The organism is Pseudarthrobacter sulfonivorans, from assembly GCF_014712225.1.
Classification (GTDB): domain Bacteria; phylum Actinomycetota; class Actinomycetes; order Actinomycetales; family Micrococcaceae; genus Arthrobacter; species Arthrobacter sulfonivorans.
Map to the genome: position 1 here is coordinate 58,204 of NZ_JACXBW010000020.1, position 25,411 is coordinate 83,614.

At 65.5% G+C, this 25,411-nt stretch carries 20 protein-coding genes and 1 pseudogene; 18 read left to right on the plus strand and 3 right to left on the minus strand.

Annotated elements, in window-relative coordinates:
* Positions 1-18 precede the first annotated feature (18 nt).
* The 15 genes from IAQ70_RS19990 to IAQ70_RS20060 all read left to right on the plus strand — a co-directional run bounded on the left by IAQ70_RS19990 (position 19) and on the right by IAQ70_RS20060 (position 19,179).
* A complete protein-coding gene (locus IAQ70_RS19990; RefSeq protein WP_190991533.1) occupies positions 19-846 on the plus strand; it encodes an inositol monophosphatase family protein in 828 nt (275 codons plus the stop codon).
* Between the two features lie 119 nt (positions 847-965).
* Complete coding sequence (pcrA, locus tag IAQ70_RS19995) at positions 966-3,536, plus strand: DNA helicase PcrA (RefSeq protein ID WP_407682606.1); 2,571 nt, start codon at positions 966-968, stop codon at positions 3,534-3,536.
* Positions 3,537-3,796: 260 nt separating this feature from the next.
* Complete coding sequence (locus IAQ70_RS20000; protein ID WP_190991538.1) at positions 3,797-5,107, plus strand: glycosyltransferase; 1,311 nt, start codon at positions 3,797-3,799, stop codon at positions 5,105-5,107.
* 46 nt (positions 5,108-5,153) lie between these two features.
* Positions 5,154-5,861 carry a hypothetical protein gene (locus IAQ70_RS20005; RefSeq protein WP_190991540.1) on the plus strand — a complete coding sequence of 236 codons (708 nt, stop codon included), beginning with the start codon at positions 5,154-5,156 and terminating at the stop codon, positions 5,859-5,861.
* A gap of 223 nt (positions 5,862-6,084) precedes the next feature.
* The gene (sucC, locus tag IAQ70_RS20010; RefSeq protein ID WP_190991542.1) at positions 6,085-7,254 is read left to right on the plus strand and encodes an ADP-forming succinate--CoA ligase subunit beta; all 1,170 of its coding nucleotides are present in this window, start codon (positions 6,085-6,087) and stop codon (positions 7,252-7,254) included.
* An 11-nt stretch (positions 7,255-7,265) separates the two neighbouring features.
* Positions 7,266-8,168, plus strand: a complete 903-nt coding sequence (gene sucD / locus IAQ70_RS20015) for a succinate--CoA ligase subunit alpha (protein WP_190991545.1) — start codon at positions 7,266-7,268, stop codon at positions 8,166-8,168.
* Positions 8,169-8,598: 430 nt separating this feature from the next.
* Complete coding sequence (locus IAQ70_RS20020) at positions 8,599-9,003, plus strand: tautomerase family protein (protein ID WP_190991547.1); 405 nt, start codon at positions 8,599-8,601, stop codon at positions 9,001-9,003.
* A gap of 213 nt (positions 9,004-9,216) precedes the next feature.
* Positions 9,217-10,251, plus strand: a complete 1,035-nt coding sequence (gene iolC / locus IAQ70_RS20025; RefSeq protein WP_190991549.1) for a 5-dehydro-2-deoxygluconokinase — start codon at positions 9,217-9,219, stop codon at positions 10,249-10,251.
* Positions 10,248-11,171: a Cgl0159 family (beta/alpha)8-fold protein gene (locus IAQ70_RS20030; RefSeq protein ID WP_190991551.1), complete on the plus strand. Its 924-nt coding sequence runs from the start codon at positions 10,248-10,250 to the stop codon at positions 11,169-11,171. The genes iolC and IAQ70_RS20030 overlap by 4 nt, the downstream gene beginning before the upstream one ends.
* A 26-nt stretch (positions 11,172-11,197) precedes the next feature.
* Positions 11,198-13,126: a 3D-(3,5/4)-trihydroxycyclohexane-1,2-dione acylhydrolase (decyclizing) gene (iolD, locus tag IAQ70_RS20035; protein WP_190991580.1), complete on the plus strand. Its 1,929-nt coding sequence runs from the start codon at positions 11,198-11,200 to the stop codon at positions 13,124-13,126.
* A gap of 44 nt (positions 13,127-13,170) precedes the next feature.
* Positions 13,171-14,685 carry a CoA-acylating methylmalonate-semialdehyde dehydrogenase gene (locus IAQ70_RS20040; RefSeq protein WP_190991553.1) on the plus strand — a complete coding sequence of 505 codons (1,515 nt, stop codon included), beginning with the start codon at positions 13,171-13,173 and terminating at the stop codon, positions 14,683-14,685.
* A 100-nt stretch (positions 14,686-14,785) separates the two neighbouring features.
* Positions 14,786-15,697: a sugar phosphate isomerase/epimerase family protein gene (locus tag IAQ70_RS20045; RefSeq protein WP_190991555.1), complete on the plus strand. Its 912-nt coding sequence runs from the start codon at positions 14,786-14,788 to the stop codon at positions 15,695-15,697.
* A 29-nt stretch (positions 15,698-15,726) separates the two neighbouring features.
* Positions 15,727-16,740, plus strand: a complete 1,014-nt coding sequence (locus IAQ70_RS20050) for a Gfo/Idh/MocA family protein (RefSeq protein ID WP_190991557.1) — start codon at positions 15,727-15,729, stop codon at positions 16,738-16,740.
* Positions 16,741-16,834: 94 nt separating this feature from the next.
* Positions 16,835-17,707, plus strand: a complete 873-nt coding sequence (locus tag IAQ70_RS20055; RefSeq protein ID WP_190991559.1) for a sugar phosphate isomerase/epimerase family protein — start codon at positions 16,835-16,837, stop codon at positions 17,705-17,707.
* A 32-nt stretch (positions 17,708-17,739) separates the two neighbouring features.
* Positions 17,740-19,179: a sugar porter family MFS transporter gene (locus tag IAQ70_RS20060; protein ID WP_190991561.1), complete on the plus strand. Its 1,440-nt coding sequence runs from the start codon at positions 17,740-17,742 to the stop codon at positions 19,177-19,179.
* A 161-nt stretch (positions 19,180-19,340) separates the two neighbouring features.
* Here IAQ70_RS20060 and IAQ70_RS20065 read toward each other — a convergent pair whose 3' ends face one another.
* From IAQ70_RS20065 to IAQ70_RS20075, 3 genes are all read right to left on the minus strand, one after another.
* On the minus strand, positions 19,341-20,363 hold the full coding sequence (locus IAQ70_RS20065; RefSeq protein WP_190991563.1) for a Gfo/Idh/MocA family oxidoreductase: 1,023 nt from the start codon (positions 20,361-20,363) through the stop codon (positions 19,341-19,343).
* Between the two features lie 139 nt (positions 20,364-20,502).
* Positions 20,503-21,522: a sugar phosphate isomerase/epimerase family protein gene (locus IAQ70_RS20070; protein WP_190991565.1), complete on the minus strand. Its 1,020-nt coding sequence runs from the start codon at positions 21,520-21,522 to the stop codon at positions 20,503-20,505.
* Positions 21,519-22,706: a Gfo/Idh/MocA family protein gene (locus tag IAQ70_RS20075; RefSeq protein ID WP_190991567.1), complete on the minus strand. Its 1,188-nt coding sequence runs from the start codon at positions 22,704-22,706 to the stop codon at positions 21,519-21,521. Before IAQ70_RS20075 ends, IAQ70_RS20070 begins: the two co-directional genes overlap by 4 nt.
* A 154-nt stretch (positions 22,707-22,860) precedes the next feature.
* On the opposite strand from IAQ70_RS20075, the gene IAQ70_RS20080 reads away from it, so the two are divergent.
* The 3 genes and pseudogenes from IAQ70_RS20080 to IAQ70_RS20090 form a co-directional block, all read left to right on the plus strand.
* The gene (locus IAQ70_RS20080; RefSeq protein ID WP_190991569.1) at positions 22,861-23,871 is read left to right on the plus strand and encodes a LacI family DNA-binding transcriptional regulator; all 1,011 of its coding nucleotides are present in this window, start codon (positions 22,861-22,863) and stop codon (positions 23,869-23,871) included.
* A gap of 148 nt (positions 23,872-24,019) precedes the next feature.
* Positions 24,020-25,015 carry a substrate-binding domain-containing protein gene (locus IAQ70_RS20085; RefSeq protein ID WP_190991571.1) on the plus strand — a complete coding sequence of 332 codons (996 nt, stop codon included), beginning with the start codon at positions 24,020-24,022 and terminating at the stop codon, positions 25,013-25,015.
* A 52-nt stretch (positions 25,016-25,067) separates the two neighbouring features.
* A pseudogene (locus tag IAQ70_RS20090) lies at positions 25,068-25,411 on the plus strand (ABC transporter permease); the annotation flags it as partial.

A 25,411-nucleotide genomic window follows, 5' to 3' on the forward strand; every position in this document is an offset into this window, starting at 1 on the left:
GCTGCATAGACTGGTGCAATGACCACTGGCAGGCACAGCGCCCTCGAACTTGACCCCGCCCTGGACGACTACCAGCTGGCATCGGCACTGGTGCGCGAAGCCGGGCAGCTGGCGCTGCTGATGCGCATGGCCGGCCTGCAGTCGCAGCAGAAAACGTCCATCTCCGACGTCGTGACGGCGGCCGACCACGCCGCCGAAGCCTATGTCCTGGAGCAGCTCCGGCGGTGCAGGCCCGACGACGGCATCCTGGGCGAGGAGGGCGCCTCGGTGGCCGGTACCAGCGGCCGGACCTGGGTGATCGACCCCGTGGACGGCACGTACAACTTCCTGCACGGCTCCACATACTGGTGCTCGGCCATTGCCCTGAAGGACTCCGTGGACGTGCAGCTGGGCGCGATCTTCCAGCCTGAGGAGGACAAGTTGTGGCTCGGCGGGACGGCGCGGGCCGCGACGCTGAACGGAGAGGCCCTGGCTGCTTACCGGGACGGCGGGGCGCGCAACCGCAACGCCCTCGCGGAACTCGGGGCTGCCACCTACATCCATCCCACCTGGCTGATGGATCCGCTCTGCGCCATGCCGTGGCACGCGGCCGCGACCTCCGCCGCCGCCCTGCGGATGTTCGGGTCCGGGTCCTGCGACCTGGGCCGCGTGGCGGACGGGCAGCTGGGCTGCTGGTTCCAGCACAGCTGCCCGGAGTGGGACTGGCTGCCGGGCAAGGCGATTGTCCGCGCCGCCGGCGGCGCCACGGACACCGTGCAGGTCAACGGGCTGCAATGGTTCATGGCGGGAGGCACGACGGCGGTGCGCGAGTTGCGTGCGGCCCTCCTGTCCGGCTCGGTGACCTGAGCCGCGGCTGGGTGCTGCCGGCGGGCTCCTGCGGGCGGCGCGGTGCCGGGAACCCGGTGTTATCCACAGGTTGGACCTGACTGTCAGCACCACCGCCTAGACTTGTAGGCACCATGGATATGTTGTTTGACCCGTACTCTGACGGACCGTTCAAGGCCGCATCGGCAGCCCCAGCCCGCACCAAGTCGCGCCCGGAAGGCCTTTCCCAGGCTGCCGAACTGGGTGGCGGCGGGACCGGCCACCAGCGCCCGGCTGACAGCGCCCAGCGCACGGCTGACAGCGCCCAGCGCACGGGCGGCTGGGCCAGCCAGCAGCCCCGCGGAGAGGGCAATGAAGACCAGCCGCACCACCGGCCCAATGCCGCCGAGCTGCTCCAGGGGCTGAACCCGCAGCAGGAAGAGGCCGTAAAGCATGCCGGCAGCGCCCTGCTGATTGTGGCCGGCGCCGGCTCCGGCAAGACCCGTGTGCTCAGCAACAGGATCGCGTACCTGATTGCCACCCACCGCGCGCATTACGGCGAGATCCTGGCCATCACCTTTACCAACAAGGCTGCCGCCGAGATGCGGGAGCGCATCGCTGCCCTGGTTGGTGGCCGGGCCAAGATCATGTGGATTTCCACCTTCCACTCCTCCTGTGTGCGGATCCTTCGCCAGGAAGCGGCGAACGTGGGCCTGAAGTCGAACTTCTCCATCTACGACTCCGCCGACTCCCTGCGCTTGGTGACCCAGGTATCCAAGAGCCTGGACCTGGACCCCAAGAAGTTCGCGCCGAAGGCCATTCAGCACAAGATCTCCGCGCTGAAGAACGAACTCATCGACGCCGACTCGTTTGCCTCCACCGCCAACTTCAACGATCCGTTCGAAAGCGCCGTGGCGGACGTCTTCAAGGGCTACACCCAGCGGCTGCGCCAGGCCAACGCCATGGACTTCGACGACCTCATCGCGGAGACCGTCTACATGTTCCGGGCCTTCCCTGCGCTCGCGGACTCCTACCGCCGCCGGTTCCGGCATGTCCTGGTGGACGAATACCAGGACACCAACCACGCCCAGTACGCCCTGGTCCGCGAGATTGTGGGCGAGGGTCCTGGTGCGTCCGAGCTCACGGTGGTGGGCGACTCGGACCAGTCCATCTACGCGTTCCGCGGCGCGGATATCCGCAACATCGTGGAGTTCGAGAAGGACTACCCCGAAGCACGCACCATCAAGCTGGAGCAGAACTACCGCTCCACGCAGAACATCCTCACTGCGGCGAACTCCGTGATCTCGCGCAACCCCAACCGCCCGGAAAAGCGGCTGTGGACCGCGGAGGGTGAAGGCCACAAGATCATCGGCTATGTGGGCGAAAACGAGCACGACGAAGCCCAGTTCATCGCCAAGGAAATTGACCGGCTCCAGGACGAGGACAACCTCCGCCCCGGCGACGTCGCCATCTTCTACCGCACCAACGCGCAGTCGCGGTCCATCGAGGACGTGCTGGTCCGGGTGGGCCTGCCGTACAAAGTGGTGGGCGGCACCCGCTTCTACGAACGCAAGGAAATCAAGGACGCCCTCGCGTACCTCCGGGTCCTGGTGAACCCGGACGACGACGTCAACCTGCGCCGGGTGCTCAACGAACCCAAGCGCGGCATCGGTGACCGCGCCGAGGGCGCCGTGGCGGCGCTCGCGTCGCGGGAGCGGATGTCGTTCATGGCCGCGGCCCGGCGGGCCGAGGAAGCCCCTGGCATGGCAACACGCTCCGTCAACGCCGTCCTGGGGTTCGTGAAACTGCTCGATGACCTCGCCGAAGTCGCCTCCGGCTCGGGTGCAGCCGCAGCGCTGGAAGCCGTCCTGGAACAGACCGGCTACCTCGCCGGGCTGCGTTCCAGTACTGATCCACAGGACGAGTCCCGCGTGGAGAACCTGGCGGAACTCGTCGCCGTCGTGCGCGAATACGAACAGGAGAACCCGGAAGGATCCCTGGGCGCCTTCCTGGAGCAGGTGTCCCTGGTGGCCGACGCGGACCAGATCCCCGATGCCCCGGGCGCGGACATCGATGCCGCCGTGGCGGAGGCCAAGCGACTGGGCGTGGTGACGCTGATGACCCTCCACACCGCCAAGGGCCTCGAATTCCCGGTGGTGTTCCTGACCGGCATGGAGCACGGGCTGTTCCCGCACCAGCGCTCGGCCACGGATCCGAAGGAGCTCGCCGAAGAACGCCGGCTGGCCTACGTGGGCCTGACCCGCGCCCGCAAGCGCCTCTACGTCACCCGGTCCGAAGTCCGCAGCATGTGGGGCCAAAGCCAGTACAACCCGGCCAGCCAGTTCCTCGAGGAAATCCCGTCCGAGCTCGTGGAGTGGAAGCGCGAAGGCACCAGCCGGCAGTCCGGCGGCTGGGGGAGCGGTGGGTCCATCGGCTCCGGCCGCTACAACGGATCGTTCTGGGGCGCCGGCACGTCCCGCGGGGCCGCAGCCGATTCCTCGGCCGGATTCAACGCGGACGTTCCCGCCGTCATCGCCAAGAACCGCGTGCAGCCACAGAAGGAAATTGTGGCGGTCAGCGTGGGGGACAAGGTCAACCACACCAGCTTCGGCAACGGCACGGTCCTGGCCCTCGAAGGCGCAGGTGACAAGACCGTCGCCAAGGTGAAATTCGACGTCGGCGAGAAGCGGCTCCTGCTCCGCTATGCGCCGCTGACCAAGCTGGACGCCTAGCTGCACTGAAGGAATCGCTGCCCGAGGTGAGCCGGCCGGGGGTGAGTCCCGCCGTCCTGGGCCACTTTGGCCGGCGAACCCCGGAATCCGGCCGGGATGGCGGCGCGTCCGTGTCGAAGTGCCCCATTTAGGCCGGACAGCCGGCCCAAGCCGCAGCCCTTGTCGAGGGATCACGTCTGTCATACAGTTCAGGAACGCGCCGGCAGCCAGGGCACCGGCGCGGCTGCGGCGTATTCATAACGGCAGATTCGGGGCACTCCGTGAACATCCTCTTCGCCAGCCAGGCACTTGACGGTCACTTCAATCCGATGACCGGTGTGGCGATGCGGCTCAAGGAGCGCGGCCATGACGTCCGCTGGTATACCGGCCCGGTGTTGGCTGCCAAGCTCGAGACACTCGGCATACTGCTCTTCCCCTTTGTCCGCGCCGTCGAGCACCGCGCGGACAATCTCAATGACCTCTATCCGGAACGTGCCCGGCTCAAAGGTCCCAGGGCGATCGGATTCGACGGCGAGAAAATCTTCGCCAGCAACGTGACCAACTTCTTTGAGGACATCCGAGAACTGGACCAGGACTTCCCGGTTGATGTTGTGGTTGCGGACAGCTCGATGTTTATTCACCGGCTGGTCTCCCATCTGATGGGAAAGCCTGTGGTGAGCTTTGCGGTAATCCCGAACATGGAGAGCGACCAGCAGGTGCCCCCGTTGTTCTTCGGGTTCCGGCCGCCCGGCAATCCCGTGGAGAAAGCGCTCCAAGGCCTGGCCGGGCTGCTGTCCGACAAGGTCATCCTTCGCCCGGCCGGCCAGAGTTACCGCAGGCAGCATGCCGCCTTCGGCCAGCCTGTTCCGGGCGGCGGCCGCCTGACGGATGAGCCTTACCGGTGCTCGGACGCCACGATCCAGACCGGCACGGAGTCCCTCGATTTCCCGCGTCGGCGGGTCAACCCCACGGTGCACTACGTCGGCGCGCTGCTGCCATACCGTGCTCCGCACCCGCCGGCGGCCGGTGGCGGCGACGGCGACGGCGACGGCGGGTTCCCCCGCTCCTATCCCGCAACGCTCGTCATCACCCAGGGAACAGTGGACAACCTTAACCAGAACAAGCTGATCGTTCCTGCCCTCGAGGCGGTTAAGGACCTGGATGCGCTGGTCATCGTGGCCACCGGCGGCCGCGGCACCGAGGCATTGAAGACCCGCTACCCGCAGCCCAACGTGGTGGTGCGGGACTACGTGGACTTTGCAAAGGTCTTTGACTTCACGGATGTCTTCATCACCAACGGCGGCTTCGGCGGGGTGCAGTTGAGCCTGTCCAAGGGTGTTCCCCTGGTGGTGTCGGGAATCAACGAGGGAAAAAGTGACGTCAACGCCCGCGTAGAGCACGCCGGCGTCGGCATTAACCTCAGGTCGGAATCACCCAAGCCGGCCGACATCGCCAAGGCCGTCGCCAAAGTCCTGGCGGACCCGGGGTGGAAAAGCCGCGCCCGGACGATGCAGGAGCAGTTCGACGGTGAGGATCCCGCCGCAGCGGCTGCCGCCGTCGTCGAGGCCGTGATCAAGCGTACGGAGGGCTGAGGCCGTGGTCACGCGTGCGGAGGGCTGAGGCCGCTGCCGGGGCATAATGGGGGCCATGCGACGGACTGTTCTGGGGATCTTCGCCGCCCTCACTTTGCTGGCGGCCACGGCCTGCACCATCACCACTGAGGACCGGGGCTACGTGGCTCCGCCGCCGCTGCCGCCCCTGGAACAGCTGGAACGGGCGGCCTTGGTGGACCCTGCCGGGTTCCGGGCCGGCCAGGACGTCCTGTCGTTCATCACCGAGGACCGGAACATCGTCTGCTCGCTGACGTCCGCCAAAGGGGAGCACCTCAACCTCCCGTACGAGCTGAACAGCTTCACCGACAGCGCCAACGACAAACTGGCCACCGTCCCCGCGGCGCACTGCCAGTTGGCGGACTACCCCAAGCCTGCCGCCGTCGACATCAAAGACGATTGCGCCGGCACCGGTCTGGGCTACCTGGGTGGAACGGCGCTGCTCACACCGGAGAAGGCCACGTACGGTGGATGCCGTTCAGGCGTCACACAGATGGAGGCCACTTACGGGCCCAAGGGGAGCAAGAGCGGCCCGCTCAGCGAACTGCCCGTCCTGGCCGACGGCGCCAACCTGGAACGGAACGGGCTTAGGTGCTCCGCGTACAACCATGGCGTGGCGTGCGGAAACGTGTCCGCCGGCGTCGCCTTCTTCGTCGCCAGGGATCATTACGAAGCTTTTTCGAAAGGTGCCGCAACCGCCGCCCCGGCACCGGCTGGGGCCCCAAAAACCCCGTAATCTAGGGCTTTTTCTACGCTCCATAGAATAGTGTGCTTACTCACATAAGAGGTACTGTGGAACGGGCCGGTCCTCAGAGAGGACTAGAGTTCCGAGTGGAGCATCGCACGCTGTGGCTCGTTTCCGAACAGGTCGCAGGTGATTGCAATCCGCAGCCCGGTCATCGTCTGACGATGGTGCCCGACTGTACAGAAACTACTTCGACGTAGAAGGACACTAAACCGTGGACCTGTTTGAATACCAGGCGCGCGATATGTTCGAGGCGCACGGTGTACCCGTGCTTGCCGGCATCGTGGCGTACACCCCAGAAGAAGCAAAAGCAGCAGCCGAAAAAATCGGCGGCGTGACTGTTGTTAAAGCACAGGTCAAGGTAGGCGGTCGCGGCAAGGCCGGCGGCGTCAAGGTAGCCAAGACCGCTGATGAGGCACTTGAGCACTCCACCAACATCCTGGGCATGGACATCAAGGGCCACACCGTCAACAAGGTGATGATTGCCCAGGGTGCCGATATCGCCGAGGAGTACTACTTCTCCGTGCTGCTGGACCGGGCCAACCGCAACTACCTGGCCATGTGCTCGGTTGAAGGCGGCATGGAAATCGAACAGCTCGCCGTCGAACGCCCCGATGCGCTGGCCAAGGTCGCCATCGATCCCGCCGTTGGCATCGACCAGGCCAAGGCTGACGAAATCGTTGCAGCCGCAGGCTTCGCTGAGGAACTGCGCGGCAAGGTCGCCGCCGTGATCCTCAAGCTCTGGGACGTCTTCAAGCAGGAAGACGCCACCCTCGTGGAGGTCAACCCGCTGGTCAAGACCGGCGCGGGCGACATCGTGGCACTGGACGGCAAGGTCACGCTGGACGAGAACGCCGAGTTCCGCCACGCCAAGCACGCCCTCCTTGAGGACAAGGACGCTGCCGATCCGCTCGAGGCCAAGGCCAAGGCGCAGGACCTGAACTACGTCAAGCTGGACGGCGAAGTTGGCATCATCGGTAACGGTGCCGGCCTGGTCATGTCCACCCTGGACGTCGTGGCGTACGCCGGTGAAAACCACGGCAACGTCAAGCCCGCCAACTTCCTGGACATCGGCGGCGGAGCTTCCGCCGAGGTCATGGCTGCAGGCCTGGACGTCATCCTCGGCGACGAGCAGGTCAAGTCCGTGTTCGTGAACGTCTTCGGTGGCATCACCGCGTGTGACGCCGTCGCCAAGGGCATCGTCGGTGCGCTGGCCGAGCTGGGCCACAACGCGAACAAGCCGCTGGTAGTCCGCCTCGACGGCAACAACGTTGAGGAAGGCCGCCGCATCCTGGCCGAGGCCAACCACCCGCTGGTTACCCTGGCCGCCACCATGGACGAGGGCGCCGACAAGGCCGCCGAGCTCGCCAACGCAGCTAAGTAAAGGGACGCACCATGTCTATCTATCTGAACAAGGACTCCAAGGTCATCGTCCAGGGCATCACCGGCGGCGAAGGCACCAAGCACACCGCCCTGATGCTGAAGGCCGGCACCAACATCGTGGGCGGCGTCAACGCCCGCAAGGCCGGCACCACCGTCCTGCACGGTGACGCGGAAATCAACGTTTATGGCACCGTCAAGGAAGCCATGGCTGAAACCGGCGCCGACGTCTCCATCGTCTTCGTCCCGCCGGCGTTCACCAAGAACGCCGTTGTTGAAGCCATCGAAGCCGGCATCGGCCTCGTGGTTGTCATCACCGAAGGCGTGCCCGTCCAGGATTCCGCCGAGTTCTGGGCACTGGCCCAGTCCACGGTTGACGCTGACGGCAACCAGGTCACCCGCATCATCGGACCGAACTGCCCCGGCATCATCACCCCCGGCGAAGCACTGGTCGGCATCACGCCGAACAACATCACGGGCAAGGGTCCCATCGGACTGGTTTCCAAGTCCGGCACCCTGACCTACCAGATGATGTACGAGCTCCGCGACCTGGGCTTCTCCACCGCCATCGGCATCGGCGGCGACCCCGTCATCGGCACCACGCACATCGACGCCCTGGCTGCGTTCGAGGCTGACCCCGAGACCAAGGCGATCGTCATGATCGGCGAAATCGGTGGCGACGCTGAAGAGCGCGCCGCCGAGTTCATCAAGGCCAACGTCACCAAGCCGGTTGTCGGCTACGTCGCCGGCTTCACCGCTCCCGAAGGCAAGACCATGGGCCACGCCGGCGCCATCGTCTCCGGTTCCGCAGGAACCGCGCAGGCCAAGAAGGAAGCCCTCGAGGCTGCAGGCGTGAAGGTCGGCAAGACGCCGTCCGAGACCGCCACGCTGCTGCGCGAGGTCTACGCAGCGCTCTAGGCACCAAGCACTACAGCACCGCAGCACTACAACGCGGGGTCGCATTCGGCCCCTTCCCGCCGCCGGGAAGGGCATTACGTGACCCCGCGTTGCAGTTTAACGCACGACGGCGTCCGTCACCTTCCCCGGAAGGCGGCGGGCGCCGTCGTGCGTTAAGTGCGTCCCGCGACTTTCACGGCGCCCACCTTGCAGGCAGGAGAGGATGGCCGCCGTCGGTGTTCGATGCTTCCCCGGATTCTGCCCAATCATTCGAGGGGACGAGCTTTGCGGGTGCGGGATCGAGCGGTTTCGGCCGGTGGCGGAGCGAATGATGGAGCAGAATCCGTCTTACCCCGACCGTAGCAGCCCGACAAACACCGGCCGCGAACCCTTCTTGTGTCGTCGGCCAGCTCTTTGTTAGTATGTCAGGACAAACTATGGAGGAGAAGCAATGCCGCTGGTTCGAATTGATGTCAACGCTGGCCGCAGTCCCCGGGAGCTTGGCGACCTCAGCCGCCGGATCCACGATGCCATCCTGGCTGAATATGGCATTCCGGCGCGGGACTATTTCCATATCGTCACGGAGCACGCGCCGGGCCAGATATTCGCCCAGGATGCCGGCCTTGGCTTTGAGCGCAGTTCCGATGTGGTGATGATCCAGATCTTCACGCAGGGAGGTCGCAGCCAGGAAGCCAAGCAGTCCCTCTTTGCGGCCATCGCTGACCAGCTGGCCGAAGTTGGGGTGGCCGGTGAGGATGTTTTCCTTGGCTACGTGGAAAACGGCGCAAGCGACTGGTCCTTCGGGTTTGGCCGCGCCCAGTATGTCACCGGCGAGCTGGAGATTCCACGCAAATAGGGCGCGTATGAGGGCTTCTCGGGCCTCCATTCGGGCTCGGCGCGAGCGCACAACATGAAGCTTACGTTTCGTTGTAAATATGTCAGTACAAACCTTTGACAGGACATGAATATTGGTGCAGAGTAGTGGTTGTGGCCCCGCTCACGTGCGGTCCGGCCAAGGCACCGGAGCTCCGTCCCGCAAGAGTTCACAACAGAAAGGTCCGCGATCACCGTGACCCACGAACTGCTCACGATCGGGCGCATCAGCGTAGATATCTACCCGAACGACATCGGGGTGGACCTGGAGGACGTGCAGTCCTTCGGCAAGTACCTCGGCGGCTCACCGTCCAACGTAGCGGTCGCAGCTGCCCGCCATGGCCGCAAGACCGGCGTCATCACCCGCACCGGCGATGACGCCTTCGGCACCTACCTGCACCGCGAGCTGCGCAAATTCGGCGTGGATGACTCGTTCGTCACCCCGGTCAAGGAATGGCCCACGGCGGTGACGTTCTGTGCGATCAAGCCGGCCACGGACGAGTTCCCGCTGTACTTTTACGGCCGGTTCCCCACGGCGCCGGACCTGCAGATCAAGGCCGAAGAGCTTGACCTGGACGCCATCCGGAACGCCCGGATCTTTTGGTCCACCGTCACCGGGCTGTGCCAGGAGCCCAGCCGTGAAGCGCACCTCAAGGCCCATGAGGCCCGGGACCGTGACCAGCTGAAGATCGGCCAGTTCACGGTCCTGGACCTGGACTACCGGCCCATGTTCTGGGCATCCGAGGAGGAAGCCCGGGGCGAGATCGCGAAGATCCTGCCGCACGTTACGGTGGCCATCGGCAACGACAAGGAATGCGCTGTTGCGGTGGGGGAGGGGACCCCTGACGAGCAGGCCGACCGCCTGCTGGCCGCGGGCGTTGAGATCGCCGTGGTCAAGCTGGGCCCCGAAGGCGTGATGGCCAAGACCCGCACGGAGCGCGTTGTGTCAGCACCCGTGAAGGTGGAGACCGTCAACGGCCTGGGCGCCGGTGACTCCTTTGGTGGTGCTTTCTGCCATGGACTGCTGTCCGGGTGGCCGCTCGCTGAAGTGCTGGACTTCGCCAACGCGGCGGGTGCCATTGTCGCCTCACGTCTTTCCTGTGCGGATGCGATGCCGACGCCGGACGAAGTCACCTCGCTGCTGGCCGACCGCGGCCGCCTGGTGCCCGAATTCGCCGGCGCGGCTGCCCATACTTCCCCCGCAGCAGTTTCCGAAGGAGCAGCGTCTTGAGCCTCACCGACGACCCGCGCCGCTATGAGCACCTCAGTGCACTGCGGCTCGAGGACCCCGATGCCGTTGCCCGGGCTGCCGCCTCGCGCCGCCGTCATCCCGGCCTGAAGTACGGCGTCCAGAACTTTATTGTCGCCGCCGACCACCCGGCCCGCGGCGCCCTCGCCGTCGGCAACGATCCCGTGGCCATGGCTGACCGGCGTGGTTTGCTGGACCGGCTGCAGATCGCCCTGGCGAACCCCGCCGTGGACGGCGTCCTGGCGTCCCCGGACGTGCTGGATGACCTGCTCCTCCTTGGTGCTCTGGACGGCAAGCTCGTCTTCGGTTCCATGAACCGCGGCGGCCTGTCCGGGCTGGTCAATGAGATCGATGACCGCTTCACCGGACACACGGCCGCCGGGTTGGCGGCGCTGGGGGCCGACGGCGGCAAGATGCTGACGCGCATCTGCCTGGGCGACCCGGACACGGCGGCCATGCTGGAAGCAACCGCGAAGGCCATTGATTCGCTGGCCGAGCGCCGGTTGATTGCCATGGTGGAGCCCTTCCTGTCCCTCTGGCAGAACGGCAGGGTCCGCAATGACTTGAGCACGGACGCTGTGATCAAGTCCGTGGCGATCGCGGAGGGCCTGGGCTCCACCAGCGCATACACGTGGATGAAGCTGCCCGTGGTTGCCGAGATGGAGCGCGTGATGGCCGCGACCACCATGCCCACCGTCCTCCTGGGCGGGGACCCGGAAGGCACCCAGGACGAGGTGTTCGCCAGCTGGCAGGCAGCCCTCGCGCTGCCAGGGGTCCAGGGCCTGACCGTGGGCCGGACCTTGCTTTACCCGGCCGACGGCGACGTGGCCGGAGCGGTCGCGACCGCCGCCTCCCTGCTCAAGACACCTGTGCTGCAGTCCTCAGCGAAAGTATCGGAGTGAATATCGTGGGAACAGCAACCCGCAGAATGACCGTCGCCCAGGCCGTCGTCGAATACCTGTCAAAGCAGTACACCGTGGACTCCATCAATGGGGTGGAGTACCGGGAGCGGCTGATTCCGGGCACCTTCGGGATCTTTGGGCACGGCAATGTTGCCGGTGTGGGGCAGGCGTTGAAGCAGTACCAGCAGCTGGACCCGAGCATCATGCCGTACTACCAGGGCCGCAACGAGCAGGCGCAGGCGCACCAGGCCGTGGGTTACGCCCGGCACACCCGCCGCCGCCAGACCTTTGCCATCAGCACCTCGATCGGGCCGGGTTCCTCGAATCTCTTGACCGGTGCGGCGCTGGCCACCACCAACCGGCTCCCCGTGCTGCTGCTGCCCTCTGACACGTTCGCGACCCGCGCCGCGGACCCGGTGCTGCAGCAGCTTGAGCAGCCCTACGCCTACGACATCACCGTCAACGACGCGTTCCGGCCGCTGTCCAAGTTCTTTGACCGGGTCTCCCGGCCGGAGCAGCTGTTCTCGGCGTTCCATCACGGCCTGCGGGTCCTGACGGATCCGGCCGAGACCGGTGCCGTGACCATCTCGCTGCCGCAGGATGTCCAGGCCGAGGCCTTCGACGTGCCCGAGGAATTCCTCGCCGAGCGTGAATGGCGGATCCGCCGTCCCGACGCCGACGACGAGGACATCGTCCGCGCCGCCGCGGCGATCCGTGCCGCGAAGCGTCCGCTGATTATCGCCGGCGGCGGTGTCCTGTACGCCTACGCCAACGATGAACTGGCCAAGTTCGTGGAGCTGACCGGGATCCCGGTGGGCAACACGCAGGCCGGCGTCGGCGTCCTGCCGTGGGACCATCGGTTCTCGCTCGGTGCGATCGGCTCCACGGGCACGACGGCGGCCAACGCCATTGCTGCCGACGCGGACCTGATCATCGGGATCGGCACCCGGTATGAGGACTTCACCACTGCGTCGCGGACAGCGTTCCAGAACCCGGACGTGCGGTTCATCAACATCAACGTCGCCGCGATCGACGCGTACAAGCACGGCACCACCCTGCCGATCGTGGCCGACGCCCGCAAGGCCCTGGTCAAGCTCAACGCGGCGCTCGGCGGCTACCGCGTCGGCGCAGACCTCGAACAGCAGATCGCCTCCGAAAAGAAGCGCTGGGACGCTACCGTGGACGAGGCCTTCGCCACCCGCTTCACCCCTTTGCCTGCCCAGAACGAGATTATCGGTGCGACGTCGCGGGCCATGGACGCCCAGGATGTTGTCATCTGCGCTGCAGGCTCCCTGCCCGGTGACCTGCACAAGATGTGGCGCGTCCGGGACCCGTTCGGCTACCACGTCGAATACGCGTACTCCTGCATGGGTTACGAAATCCCCGGCGGGCTCGGCGTCAAGCGCGCGGCACTGGCCGAAGCCGCCCGCGGCGGCGAGCAGCGCGACGTCGTGGTCATGGTGGGGGACGGCTCCTACCTGATGATGCACACCGAACTGGTCACCGCCGTCGCCGAACGCATCAAGCTGATTGTGGTCCTGATCCAGAACCACGGCTACGCCTCCATCGGTTCCCTCTCGGAATCCCTCGGCTCGCAGCGGTTCGGTACCCAATACCGGGCCCTGAACGAGGAACAGCACAGCTTCGACGAAGGCGAGACCCTGCCGGTGGACCTGGCCCTGAACGCCGAGTCCCTCGGCGTGAAGGTGGTCAGGATCGAGCCGGGGGAGAAGGTCATCGCCGAACTCGAACAGGCCATCCGGGACGCCAAGGCCGCACCCGAACGCGGCGGCCCCATCCTGATCCACGTCGAATCCGATCCGCTGCTGGACGCCCCGAGCTCAGAGTCGTGGTGGGACGTTCCCGTCTCCCAGGTCTCCGAGCTCGACTCCACCAAGCAGGCCTTCACGACCTACACCGACCACAAGGCCCGCCAGCGCAAGCTGCTCGGCTAAAGCCCCTTCACTTCATCCCCTTCGACTACTCAAGGAAGAGTCCCATGACTGCCATCACCACTGAGACCACCACCATCAACCACTTCATCAACGGCGCCGAGACCGCCGGCGAGGGCACCCGCACCCAGCCGGTCTACAACCCGGCCACCGGCGCCGTCTCGGCCCAGCTGCGCCTGGCCAACCGGGCGGACCTGGACGCCACCGTCGCAGCGGCCCGCAAGGCCGCCGACAGCTGGGGTGACATTTCCCTGGCCAAGCGCACCGCCGTCCTCTTCAAGTTCCGCGAACTCGTCGCCGCCCACGTGGATGACCTCGCCGAACTGATCACCGCCGAGCACGGCAAGGTCCTCTCGGACGCGAAGGGCGAGATCGGCCGCGGCCTGGAGGTCATCGAATTCGCCTGCGGCATCCCGACCCTGCTCAAGGGCGACTACTCGGACCAGGTCTCCACCGGCATCGACGTGTTCTCCTTCCGGGAGCCGCTCGGCGTCGTCGCCGGCATCACCCCGTTCAACTTCCCGGTCATGGTGCCGCTGTGGATGGCCCCGATGGCGATCGCCACGGGCAACGCCTTCATCCTCAAGCCCTCCGAACGCGACCCCTCCGCCTCGATGCTGCTGGCCAAGCTGTGGAAGCAGGCCGGACTGCCCGACGGCGTCTTCCAGGTCCTGCACGGTGACAAGGAAACCGTCGACGGCCTGCTGACCCACCCGGACGTGGACGGCATCTCCTTCGTCGGCTCCACCCCGATCGCCCAGTACGTCCACGAAACCGCCACCAAGCACGGCAAGCGTGTCCAGGCCCTCGGCGGGGCGAAAAACCACGCGATCGTGATGCCCGACGCCGACCTCGACAACGCCGCCGACCACCTCGCCGCCGCCGCCTTCGGCTCCGCCGGGGAACGCTGCATGGCCATTTCGGTTGCGGTCGCCGTCGGCGACGCCGCTGACCTGATCGTGAAGAAGGTCGAAGAGCGGGCCCTGGCCGTGAAGGTCAACAACGGCACCGAACCCGGGGCCGAGATGGGTCCGGTCATCACGCCCGCGTCCAAGGAACGCATCGTCAGGATTGTCACCGAAGCCGAAACTGCAGGCGCGGCGATGGTGGTGGACGGCCGCGACCTCGTGGTCCCCGGCCACGAGGACGGCTTCTGGGTGGGCCCCACCGTCATCGACCACGTCAAAACCGAAATGACGGCTTACACCGAGGAAATCTTCGGACCGGTCCTCGTCGTGGTCCGCGTTGACACCCTGGAAGACGGCATCAACCTGATCAACGCCAACCCCTACGGCAACGGCACGGCCATCTTCACCTCCTCCGGTGCCAACGCCCGCAAGTTCCAGCGCTCCGTGACCGTGGGCATGATCGGCATCAACGTGCCCCTGCCCGTGCCGGTGGCCTACCACTCCTTCGGCGGCTGGAAAGCCTCACTGTTCGGCGACAAGCACATCTACGGCCCCGAAGGCGTCTCCTTCTACACCCGCGGCAAGGTCGTCACCTCACGCTGGCCGGAACCCACCCACGCCTCGGGTGCCTCCTACAACTTCCCCTCAAACTAACCCCCACCGCCTCCCTCACAAACACCATCGATTGCTCCGTAACCGCCGTTTTGAGCGTCCAAAAGGGCCGTTGCGGAGCAACCGATGAGAAGGAACAGCAATGACTGAGAACAAGCTGATCATCGGAACTGCGCCGGACTCATGGGGCGTGTGGTTCGCGGATGACCCCAAGCAGACTCCCTGGGAACGCTTCCTCGACGAAGTGGCGGACTCCGGCTACAAATGGATCGAACTGGGTCCCTACGGTTACCTGCCGAACGATCCCACGCGGCTGGCCGAGGAACTCAAGGCCCGCGACCTGAAAGTCACCGCCGGAACGGTCTTCACGGCTTTCCACCGCGGCGCCAAGCAATACGACGAGGCCTGGGAGCCGGCCCGCAAGGTCGCCGAACTGACGGCGGCCATGGGCGGCGAGCACATCGTGGTCATCCCGGCCATGTGGCGCGACGACGTCACCGGCGAGGCCGTCGAAAACGGGGAACTGACCGAGCAACAGTGGGCGGACCTGTTTGCCGGCCACAACCGCATGGGCAAGGTCCTGCTGGAGGACTTCGGCCTGAAGCAGGAGTTCCATTCCCACGCGGACTCGCATGTCGGGGCCCAGCAGGACATCGAAACCCTGCTGGCCGCCACGGATCCGAAGTACCTGAACCTGTGCCTGGACACCGGCCACGCAGAGTACTGCGGGGCGTCAAGCCTCGAGCTGATCAAGAACTACCCGGACCGCATCGGCTACCTGCACCTGAAGCAGATCAACCCTGACGTCTTGAAAAAGGTCAACGAAGAAAACATGACCTGGGCCGCGGCCAACCTGGCCGGCGTTATGACCGAGCCGCCCAATGGCCTGCCGGACCTTCGTGCCGTCATCGAGGCCGTTGAAGCCCTCAACCGCCCGATCTTCGGCATTGTGGAGCAGGACATGTACCCCGTTGCCTTCGACGTCCCGATGCCCATCGCTAAGCGCACCCGGAACTACCTGCTCTCCTGCGGTTCCCGCACGCGGGTCCAGTAACCAGCCGAACCTCACCAAAGGACAGAACAATGACTGACATTCTCCGCGTTGCCGTCATCGGCGCAGGCCGCATGGGTGCGGACCACATCAAGCGGCTCAGCACCCGTATCCACGGCGCCGAAGTGGCCGCCGTCGTCGACGTCGACATCTCCCGTGCGCAGGCCGCCATCGAAGGCATCGACGGCGCAGTGGCCCTCGCGAGCGCCGACGAAGCACTCAACAACGGCGACGTCAACGCCGTGCTGATCGCCACGCCGGGCTTCCTCCACGAGGAGATCCTGTACAAGGCCCTCGAGAAGGGCTTCCCGATCCTCTGTGAAAAGCCGCTCACCCCGGACGCCGAAAGTGCATGGAAAGTTGTCCAGGCCGAAACGGCCCTGGGACGCAAGCGCATCCAGGTTGGCTTTATGCGCCGGTTCGACGCGGAATACTCAGCTCTGGGTTCGGTCATCCGCAACAGCGAACTGGGGGAGCTGCTGATGCTGCACCACCAGCACCGCAACCCGAGCACCCCCGAGGGCTTCACCAACGAGATGCTCATCAACGACTCCGTGGTCCACGAGTTCGACGCCATCCGCTTCTTCACCGGCGAGGAAATCACGTCCGTGCAGGTCCGCCTGGGCAAGGCCACCCGCAATGCCCCGAACGGCCAGCACGATCCCCAGCACGTCCTGCTCGAAACCGAATCCGGCGTCCTGGCCGACGTCGAGATCTACGTCAACGCCAAGTTTGGCTACCAGGTGGCCACGCAGGCTTCGTTCGAGGACGGCATTGTGAGCATCGGCGGCGATGCCGGTCCGTACGTTCAGTCGGCAGGCCGCTGGGGCGGCCAGATCACGCCCGGCTTCGAGGAGCGCTTCGGCGCCGCGTACGACGTCGAGGTCCAGGCCTGGGCGGACGCTGCCCGCCGTGGCGAAATCGGCGGTCCCACCGCCTGGGACGGCTACGCCACCGCAGCCTGCTGCGAAGCTGGCGTCGAGGCCCAGAAGTCAGGCGAGAAGGTCAAGGTCCAGCTCAACAGCAAGCCCGGGCTGTACAGCTAGCGGCCGGTCGGACCAGAGGCGGCCTGCCGGCAGCAGACCGGCAGGCCGCCTCTGCACGCAGCATCGAAGTTTTCCGAACCACAAAGGAGTGACCATGAAAATCGCCCTGGACCCCACCCCGTTCCACCACAGCCACAGCCTGCTGGAATTTCCGCGCGTGGCCGCCGATCTTGGGTACAAGTACCTGCAGCTGACCCCGCACGCGGACATGATCCCGTTCTACAACCACCCCAAGGCCGACGATGAGCTCGTGGCCCAGATGAACAAGGCGTGCAAGGATGCCGGCGTCGAGATCGCGTCCGTCCTGCCGGTCCTGCGCTGGTCAGGTCCGGATGAGGATGCCCGCGAGGCAGCTGTCCGCTACTGGAAGCGCGCCATCCGGATTGCAGTGGACCTCGGCGTCAGCACCATGAACACCGAGTTCAGCGGCCGCCCCGAAAAGGCCGAAGAGTCAGAGCGTGCCTTCTACCGCTCCATGGAAGAGCTGCTGCCGATCATCGAGCGTGAAGGCCTGGATGTCCTGATCGACCCGCACCCCGACGACTTCGTCGAAGACGGCCTGGCCGCCATCCGCGTCATCCGCGGGCTCAACTCGCCCAACATCGGCATGGTCTACGTGGCCTCGCACTCGTTCCACATGGGCAACAAACCGCTGGAGATCATGCGGGCCGCCGGGGACAAACTGCGCCTGGTCCATGTCTCGGACACCATGGACCACCACGCCTCCCACGGCCTGCGCTACATCACCAACCCGCCCGGCAACGCCGTGCGTGTCCACCAGCACCTGAAAATCGGCGACGGCGACGTCAACTGGGATGAGTTCTTTGGCGGGCTCAAGGAAATCGGCTTCCTGGACAAGGACAACACCGTGATGGTGTCAAGCGTCTTCGCCGAGGACGAGAACGCCGAGGACGTCTCACGCTACCAGCTGGAGACGATGCGCAACTACGTCGCCAAGGTTAAGTAGTGCCGGGAAAGACGGACCAAAGCAACGCAGCCATGACGAGTCCCGGCACAGTCCAATCCGACGCCCCCGGCAGCGTAAAGCACAACCCCACCAAGCCGGCCAATCCCAAGAAATTCATGCGGAAGGTGGCGCTCTTCTCCACCTTCGGCGGACTGCTCTTCGGCTATGACACCGGCGTCATCAACGGCGCACTGCCGTTTATGCAGCGGGACCTCGGCCTCACACCGTTGACCGAAGGGCTGGTCACGTCCACGCTCCTGTTCGGCGCGGCCTTCGGCGCCATCAGCGCAGGCCGGCTTTCGGACCGCTTCGGCAGGCGCAAGACGATTATGGGACTGGCCCTGATCTTCATTGTGGCCACCATCGCCTGCACCGTCTCGTCGAGCACTGAACTGCTCATCGCGGCCCGGACCCTGCTGGGCCTGGCGGTCGGCGGGGCTTCCGTGATTGTCCCCGTGTACTTGGCGGAAATGTCGCCGGCGGCCCAACGCGGCCGCATCGTCACGCAAAACGAACTGATGATCGTCACCGGCCAGTTCCTGGCCTTCACCTTCAATGCGGTGCTCGGCAACGCCTTCCCCGAAGAAACGCACGTCTGGCGCTGGATGCTGGTGATCGCCACGCTCCCTGCCGTCATCCTGTGGTTCGGGATGCTGGTCCTGCCGGAGAGCCCGCGCTGGCTGGCGTCGGCCGGCCGCTTCGGGGCCGTCCTCGAGGTGCTCCGCTCCACCCGCGCCGCCGGCGACGTCTCCGCGGAGTTCGACGAGGTGCGGCAGGCAGCCCGCGAGGACTACCAGGCGAAGATGGGCACGTTCAAGGACCTGACCGTTCCCTGGATCCGCAGGATCTTCGTGGTGGGCCTCGGCATGGCCATCATCAACCAGATCAGCGGCGTCAACGCCATCATGTACTACGGGACGTCCATCCTGTCCTCGTCCGGATTCGGCAACCAGGGCGCCCTGATTGCCAACGTGCTCAACGGCATCACGTCGGTGGCGGCGGTCGTCGCCGGCATGTATCTGATGACGCGGGTTCCCCGCAAACCCATGCTGATCGTGGGACTGTGCGGCACGGCGTCGTCCCTGACGGCCATCGCGCTCGTCTCGATGCTCCTGCCGGAGAGCACGCTGCGCGGCTACCTGGTGCTGCTGTTCATGGTGACGTTCCTGGCTTCCATGCAGGGCTGCATCGGCACCGTCACATGGCTGACCATGTCGGAGATCTTCCCCATGCACGTCCGCGGCATCGCCATGGGCATCTGCGTCTTTGTGCTGTGGATGATCAACTTCCTGATCGGGTTCTTCTTCCCTCAGATGGTCTCCTGGATCGGTGTTTCGGCGACGTTCTTCATCTTCGTGGCACTGCAGCTGGGTGCCATTGTCTGGGTCAAACGCGTCGTCCCGGAAACCAAGGACAAATCCCTGGAGGAGCTGGAGCACCTGTTCAAGCAGCGTTCAGGCGTGTCCGCCTAAGGTAACGCAAAAACGCCCGACGCCGGCCGGCGTCGGGCGTTTTTGTCTCCAGCGGGTGCGGGGCCCAGGACGCTCTCTCACTTAACGCAGGAAAACCACCATCCCTCTCTCACCCGGTGAGAGAGGGATGCGGGAAAACCCGCATTAGGTGAGAGAGGGTGCTACAGGGCGATCACCGCGTTCTCCAGCGCACTGCGGCGGGCCGCATCCAGCACCTCCAGCGTCCGGATTCCGTCCGACGCCGGAACGGGTTCGGGGCCGTCGCCGCGGACCGCGCGGGCGAACTCGGCATAGAAACCGGCATAGTTCCCTTGCGCCGAGGCAATGGCCTCGCGGCCGTCCTTCGTGGACAGCGTGCCCCAGTTTTCGGCCGCGTCAATGCCCCACGTGGCCGGTTCCTCAACCGGACGGCGGCCCGACATCAGAGCCTCTGCCTGAACGTCGGCGCCGGAGGCGATGTAGCTGCCCCTGCTGCCGTAGGCCCGCAGCTCCCGGGTGGTGGAGTGGTTGAGTTTGCTGGCCGACACCGTGGAGACAGTTCCGGACGTATGCGTCATGGTGACCACAAAGCCGCAGTCCGTCCGCTCGCCGAAACGGTCCGTCCAGTCCAGGGTCGCGTGCACGTGGCTCGCCGGTCCCAGCAGCCACAGCATCTGGTCAACCAGGTGGCTGCCCAGGTCCCGCAGCAGTCCGCCGCTGGCACCAAGCTCAAGGCTGTCAGCGTTGTCCTGGTCCATTGTGGAGTGCACCCGCCACGTCTCACCGAGTTCCCCCGAGGCCAGCACGTTGGCGAGTGTGAGGATATCCGCGTCGCGGCGGCGGTTGTGGTAGACGTTGAGGACAACGCCGGCCCGCGCGGCAGCCTCCGCCAGTTCACGCGCCGCCTGCGCATTCGGGGCGAACGGCTTGTCCGCCACCACATGCATGCCTGCTTCGATGGCTTCCATCACCAGCTCATGGCGGGTGTGCGGCGGCGTGGTGATGGTCACCGCGTCCACGCCGGCGTCCAGCAGCTCGGCAAGGCTCCCATAAACGGGCACATCCGGGAAGTCAGCTTCTGCCTGCGCCTTTTTCGCTTCAGAGCGGGCCACAATGCCAGCCAATTCCACGCCGGGGGCGGCGTCAATGAACGGCGCATGGAAGTACCTGCCGCCTGCTCCGTATCCAACAATGCCAATCCGCATGTTCCGTAGTCCTTCTCTCCGAGGTGTGTTCGGGTGTGTGCCCCGACCCCGAGGGTCGCCGGAAGCACGCCAGCCCGCCGGAAATCTCCGGCGAGCTGGCAGTGTTTCGGCGACCTCGGGGTCGGGGGCTAGGGGCAGGTCAGGCCGTCAGGTTCAGCGACGCCCGGAGCGCGGCGTCGGCCTCGCGCAGGACCTTCGCCGCCACCTGCAGGCCTTCGATCCGGCCCAGGGACGTGTCCTCGTGCTCGATGTTGACCAGCATGTCCGGATCCACCTCGTGCAGCGCGCGCAGGAACTCGGTCCAGAACGCCGTGTCGTGTCCGCGGCCCAGGGCCACGAAGTCCCAGGCGGAGTTCTTCGGCCACTCGTTGGCCCACTCGTCGCCGCCGAGGTTGGTCCGGTTTTCCTCCGGGGAGAGCCGGCGGAAGCTGTTGTCCAGCACGCCGTAGAGCGCAGCGTTGGCGGTGTTGACGCGGACATCTTTAGCCGCTGCCTGGAAGACGAGCGGTCCGAGTTCGCGCACCACGGCGACCGGATCCATCTGCTGCCAGAACAGGTGGGAGGCATCCAATTCGACGCCGACATGCGTTGCGTTGGTCAGCTCGATCAGCTTGTGGACATCGGCGGTGTTAAAGACGAGGTTCTGCGGGTGCAGTTCGAGGGCCACCTTGACGCCGTGGTCCGCCGCGAGGCGGTCGGTCTCCTTCCAGAAGGATGCGGCCACGCCCCACTGGTAGTCCAGGACGTCCAGTGCCGCCGAGTTCCAGGCGTTGACCACCCAGTTGACCGTGGTGGCGCCGGGCTCGCCGCCGGGCAGGCCGGACATGGTGACTACCCGGTCCTGGCCAAGCCGGTGCGCCAGGCGGATGGAGCGGCGGATGTCCTCGGCGTGCTTCTCGCCGATTTCACGCTTGGGGTGCAGCGGGTTGCCGTTGCAGTTGAGTCCTGCGATGGAAACTCCGGTGCCCTCGAAAAGGGCCAGATAATCGTCGCGGGCGGCGTCGCTTGTCAGGATCTCATCGAACGTGGGGACGTGGACGGCGGGGAGGAAGCCGCCGGTGTTGATCTCGATCCCGGTGAGGCCAAGATCGGCAATGACCTTCAGGGCTTCGGGAAGCGGACGGTCGTGCAGGATTGCGTTGTAGACGCCGAGCCTCATAGCGTGATCTTCTTTCCGTTGTTGAGGGCGGATTCGGTGACAGCGCCGAGCAGTTCCATGTTGCGGACACCTTCGTCGAACGTAGCGCAGCGGGGGAGGGACTCTTCTTCGCTGAGGCCGGCCACCTCTTCGAGGAACGCGCGGGCCTGGTAGCCGAACGCGTCATTCTGGCCGAAACCAACTTCGGGGGCGTCCATGGCGAGGCCGCCGGCGATGTAGGGGTGGCCCGGGCCGAGGATGACCTGGCGGTAGCCGTTCTCGTTGCCGGAGCCGTCGTTGAGGAAAAGCTGGATTTCGGCGGGGCGGCGCTGGTCGAACTTGGCGGCGCCGTTCTCGCAGAAGACTTCGAACTGGAGGCTGTTGGCGTGTCCGGCCGCAACCCGGGAGACTTCAAAGCTGCCGGCGCCGGTTCCGAACTCTGCGTTGAAGGCTGCGTAGTCGTCGTTCTCGACGGCTTCGAAAGTGTCGCTGACGGCAGCGTGGTCGTGGCCCATGACAGCCGCGAGCGGCAGGGGCCGCTTATCGATCACGGTGCTGAGGCTGCCGCCGGTGATCGACGTGATGTCGCCGCAAAGGAACTCGGAAATGTACGTCAGGTGGCTTCCGACGTCGGCGAGGGCACCCGATCCGGGGCCGCCCTTGTAGCGCCAGCTCATGGGAGCGGAGGGGCTGAAGCCGTAGTCGGTCCAGTAGCGGCCGCTGAAGTGCAGGACGTTGCCGAGCACGCCGTTGCGGATCAGGTCCCGGATGTATGCGATGCCTGGGGTGCGGCGGAAGGTGAAGCCGATGCGTGCGATGGTTCCGCCGGCCTCGGCCGCGCGGGCTACCTCGGCCATGGCGCGGGCGTCTGCCAGGGAGTCGCTCAGCGGCTTTTCGCAGAGCACGTGCTTGCCGGCAGTGAGCAGGCCCTCCACCACTTCGCGGTGCAGGGAGTTGGCGATAACCACGCTGACGACGTCGATGTCATCGGCTTCGGCGATTGCCTGCCATGACGTGTCGTTGCGTTCGTAGCCGAAACGGCGGGCGGCCAACGAGCCGAATTCGGCGTTGACGTCGCCGATCGAAACCAGGCGTACCGGGGGAAGGACCGGGCTGTAGAGGGCAGACGCGGTGCGGTACGCGGAAGCGTGGGCCTTGCCGGCCATGCCTGCACCGATGACGGCGACGCCGAGGCTTTCAGCCATTGATTTCTCCTTTGAAATTCAGCCGCGGCGGGAAGCTCCAGCGGCATTTTGTAGCGCTACAATTTAGTGCGTTGGAACCGAGCGTATCCATGTATGCATGTCCTGTCAATCACTCTCCGGATATCCTCAAGGGCAGACTCGAAAGGCACTCCTGATGACACTGAATGGCCGCAAGGCACAACGCCCCACGATCTACGACGTAGCGAAGCGGGCGGGCGTCTCGCCGTCGTTGGTTTCGCTCGTCCTGCAGAATCCCGTGAAGGTGAGTGACAAGCGCCGCGAAGCGGTGGAGGCTGCCATTTTGGAGCTCGGATACCGCCCCAGCCGTGCCGCAACCACGCTCGCCAGCAGCCGCACCAAGAGTATCGGCCTGGTGATCGATGACTACCGTAACCTCTGGTTCGTGGATCTCCTCAGGGGTATGGAGTCGGTCCTCTCGGACCTTGGGTACCAGGTGATGCTGGCCGACTCCCGTCCCGGCGAAAACCGCATCAAGGAAGCCACGGACGGGTTGCTGGCCATGCATGTGGACGCGTTGGTGATTGCTGCGGAACCCAGCGAATCCATGCTCGCCAAAACGTGGGTTCCCACGGTGGTGGCCGGGTGGCGCAAGGGCGTCCCCGCGGGCGCTGACCTGATAACCAACGACGACGACGGCGGGGGCGGCATGGCCGCCGGCCACCTGCTGGGGCTGGGCCATACCCGCATCGGCCACCTCTCAGGGTCCGACGGCGCATCAGCCCACCGGCGCGCCGGGTTCCGGCGGCGGATGGAGGAGGCCGGCGTCGACGTCCTGGTCGCAGAGTCCGGCGGAACATCCGAGGAGGACGGCTACACATCGGCGTGCTGGCTGTTGGACCAGCATCCGGAGACCACGGCCGTCTTCGCAGCCAACGACACCATGGCGTTGGGCGCTTTGGCCGCGATCAAATCCCGGGGACTCTCGGTGCCCGGGGACATTTCCGTGATCGGCTACGACAATTCGCCCCTAGCCAAGTCCCGCTACCTCGACCTGACCTCGGTGGACAACCGAAGCGACGTGGTGGGCGTCGACGCCGCCCGAACCTTGCTGGCGCGGATTCAGGACCCGGCTATTGGACCCCAGCAGAAGCTGATCGAGCCCGTCCTCGCTGTTCGCAGCACCACGGCGCAGCCTGTTTCCTAGGCAGCGAGGACGGTGCTTTTACGTTAAAACATCCTAATGTCAGGACAAACTATTGACAAAGTGTGAGCTGATTCACCATGATCTGAGTAGAGGGCCTTGAGCTCCTGCAGAGTGGCAGGGCCGTAACCCTTATCAAAGGAGATAAATTGTGAATAAGTTTTCCTGGCGGAAGGCAGCCCTGGTGGCGGCAGTCGTTCCCATGATGGCCCTCAGTGCCTGTTCCAGCGCCGGCGGCAGGCCGACCGATACCGGCAACGCCGCCGGCGGAGGACAGGTGGCCACGACCGACCGGATCAAGATCGCCATGATCGCCCATGCTCCTGCCGGTGATACATTCTGGGACACCGTCCGCAAGGGCGCCGAGGAAGCGGCCGCGAAGGACAACGTCGAGCTGCTGTACACCTCTGATCCCGAGGCCGGCCGGCAGGCCCAGCTGATCGAGCAGGCCGTGGACCAGAAGGTGGACGGCATCGCCGTCACCCTGGCCACGCCTGAGGCGTTGAAGGGTGCGCTGAAGAAGGCCGCTGACGCAGGCATTCCGATTGTCAGCTTCAACGCCGGCGAATCGGCCTCCGCGCAGCTCGGAGCGTTCACCCACTTCGGTTCCAACGAGCAGCTCGCAGGCCAGGCCGTGGGCACAAAGCTCGCGGAGGGTGGGTTCAAGCACCCGGTCTGCGTGATCCAGGCGCAGGGGCATGTGGGCCTCGAAGCCCGGTGCGCGGGTGTGAAGGCCAAGGTACCCGGGACGGAAATCCTGTACGTCAACGGTGCCGACATGACGTCCGTTGAATCAACCGCAACCGCCAAGCTGCAGGCTTCCAAAGACGCCGACGTGATCATCGGCCTTGGGGCCCCGATCACGCTGACCCTCCTGAAGTCCGTTTCCACCGCCGGAAGCACCGCCAAGGTTGCCAGCTTCGACCTGAACAAGGAATTGGCCCAAAAGGTCTCCGACGGCAGCGTGCTGTTCACCGTTGACCAGCAGCCGTGGCTGCAAGGTTACAGCTCGGTGGATGCCCTGTGGCAGAACAAGCGCGGCGGATTCAGGCTCGGCGGCGGGCAGTCCGTCCTGACCGGTCCTGCCATCATCGACCAGTCCAACGCGGCCGAAGTCCTGAAGTTCGCCGAACAGGGTATCCGCTAACAGCCCGCTGGCCGGGCCGGCCAACGCCGGCCCGGCAGCAAGGAGAATCATCATGACCATGACCCAGCCCAAGCTCAAATTACCGGCGATTGATGAACGCGTCGCCAAGCGCAGCCCGTTGCAGAAGCTCCTCAGCAGGCCCGAAGTCGGTGCCCTCGTGGGCGCCATCGTCCTTTTCGTTTTCTTCGCAGTGGTTTCCCCGACGTTTACGCAGCCCAATGCGCTGGCCACTATTCTGTACGGCAGCTCGACGATCGGGATCATGGCGGTGGGGGTGTCCTTGCTGATGATCGGCGGGGAATTTGACCTGTCCACCGGCGTCGCGGTGATCTCCTCGGCCCTGACCGCGTCGATGTTCAGCTGGTACTTCAGCACCAACGTGTGGGTGGGGGTGGT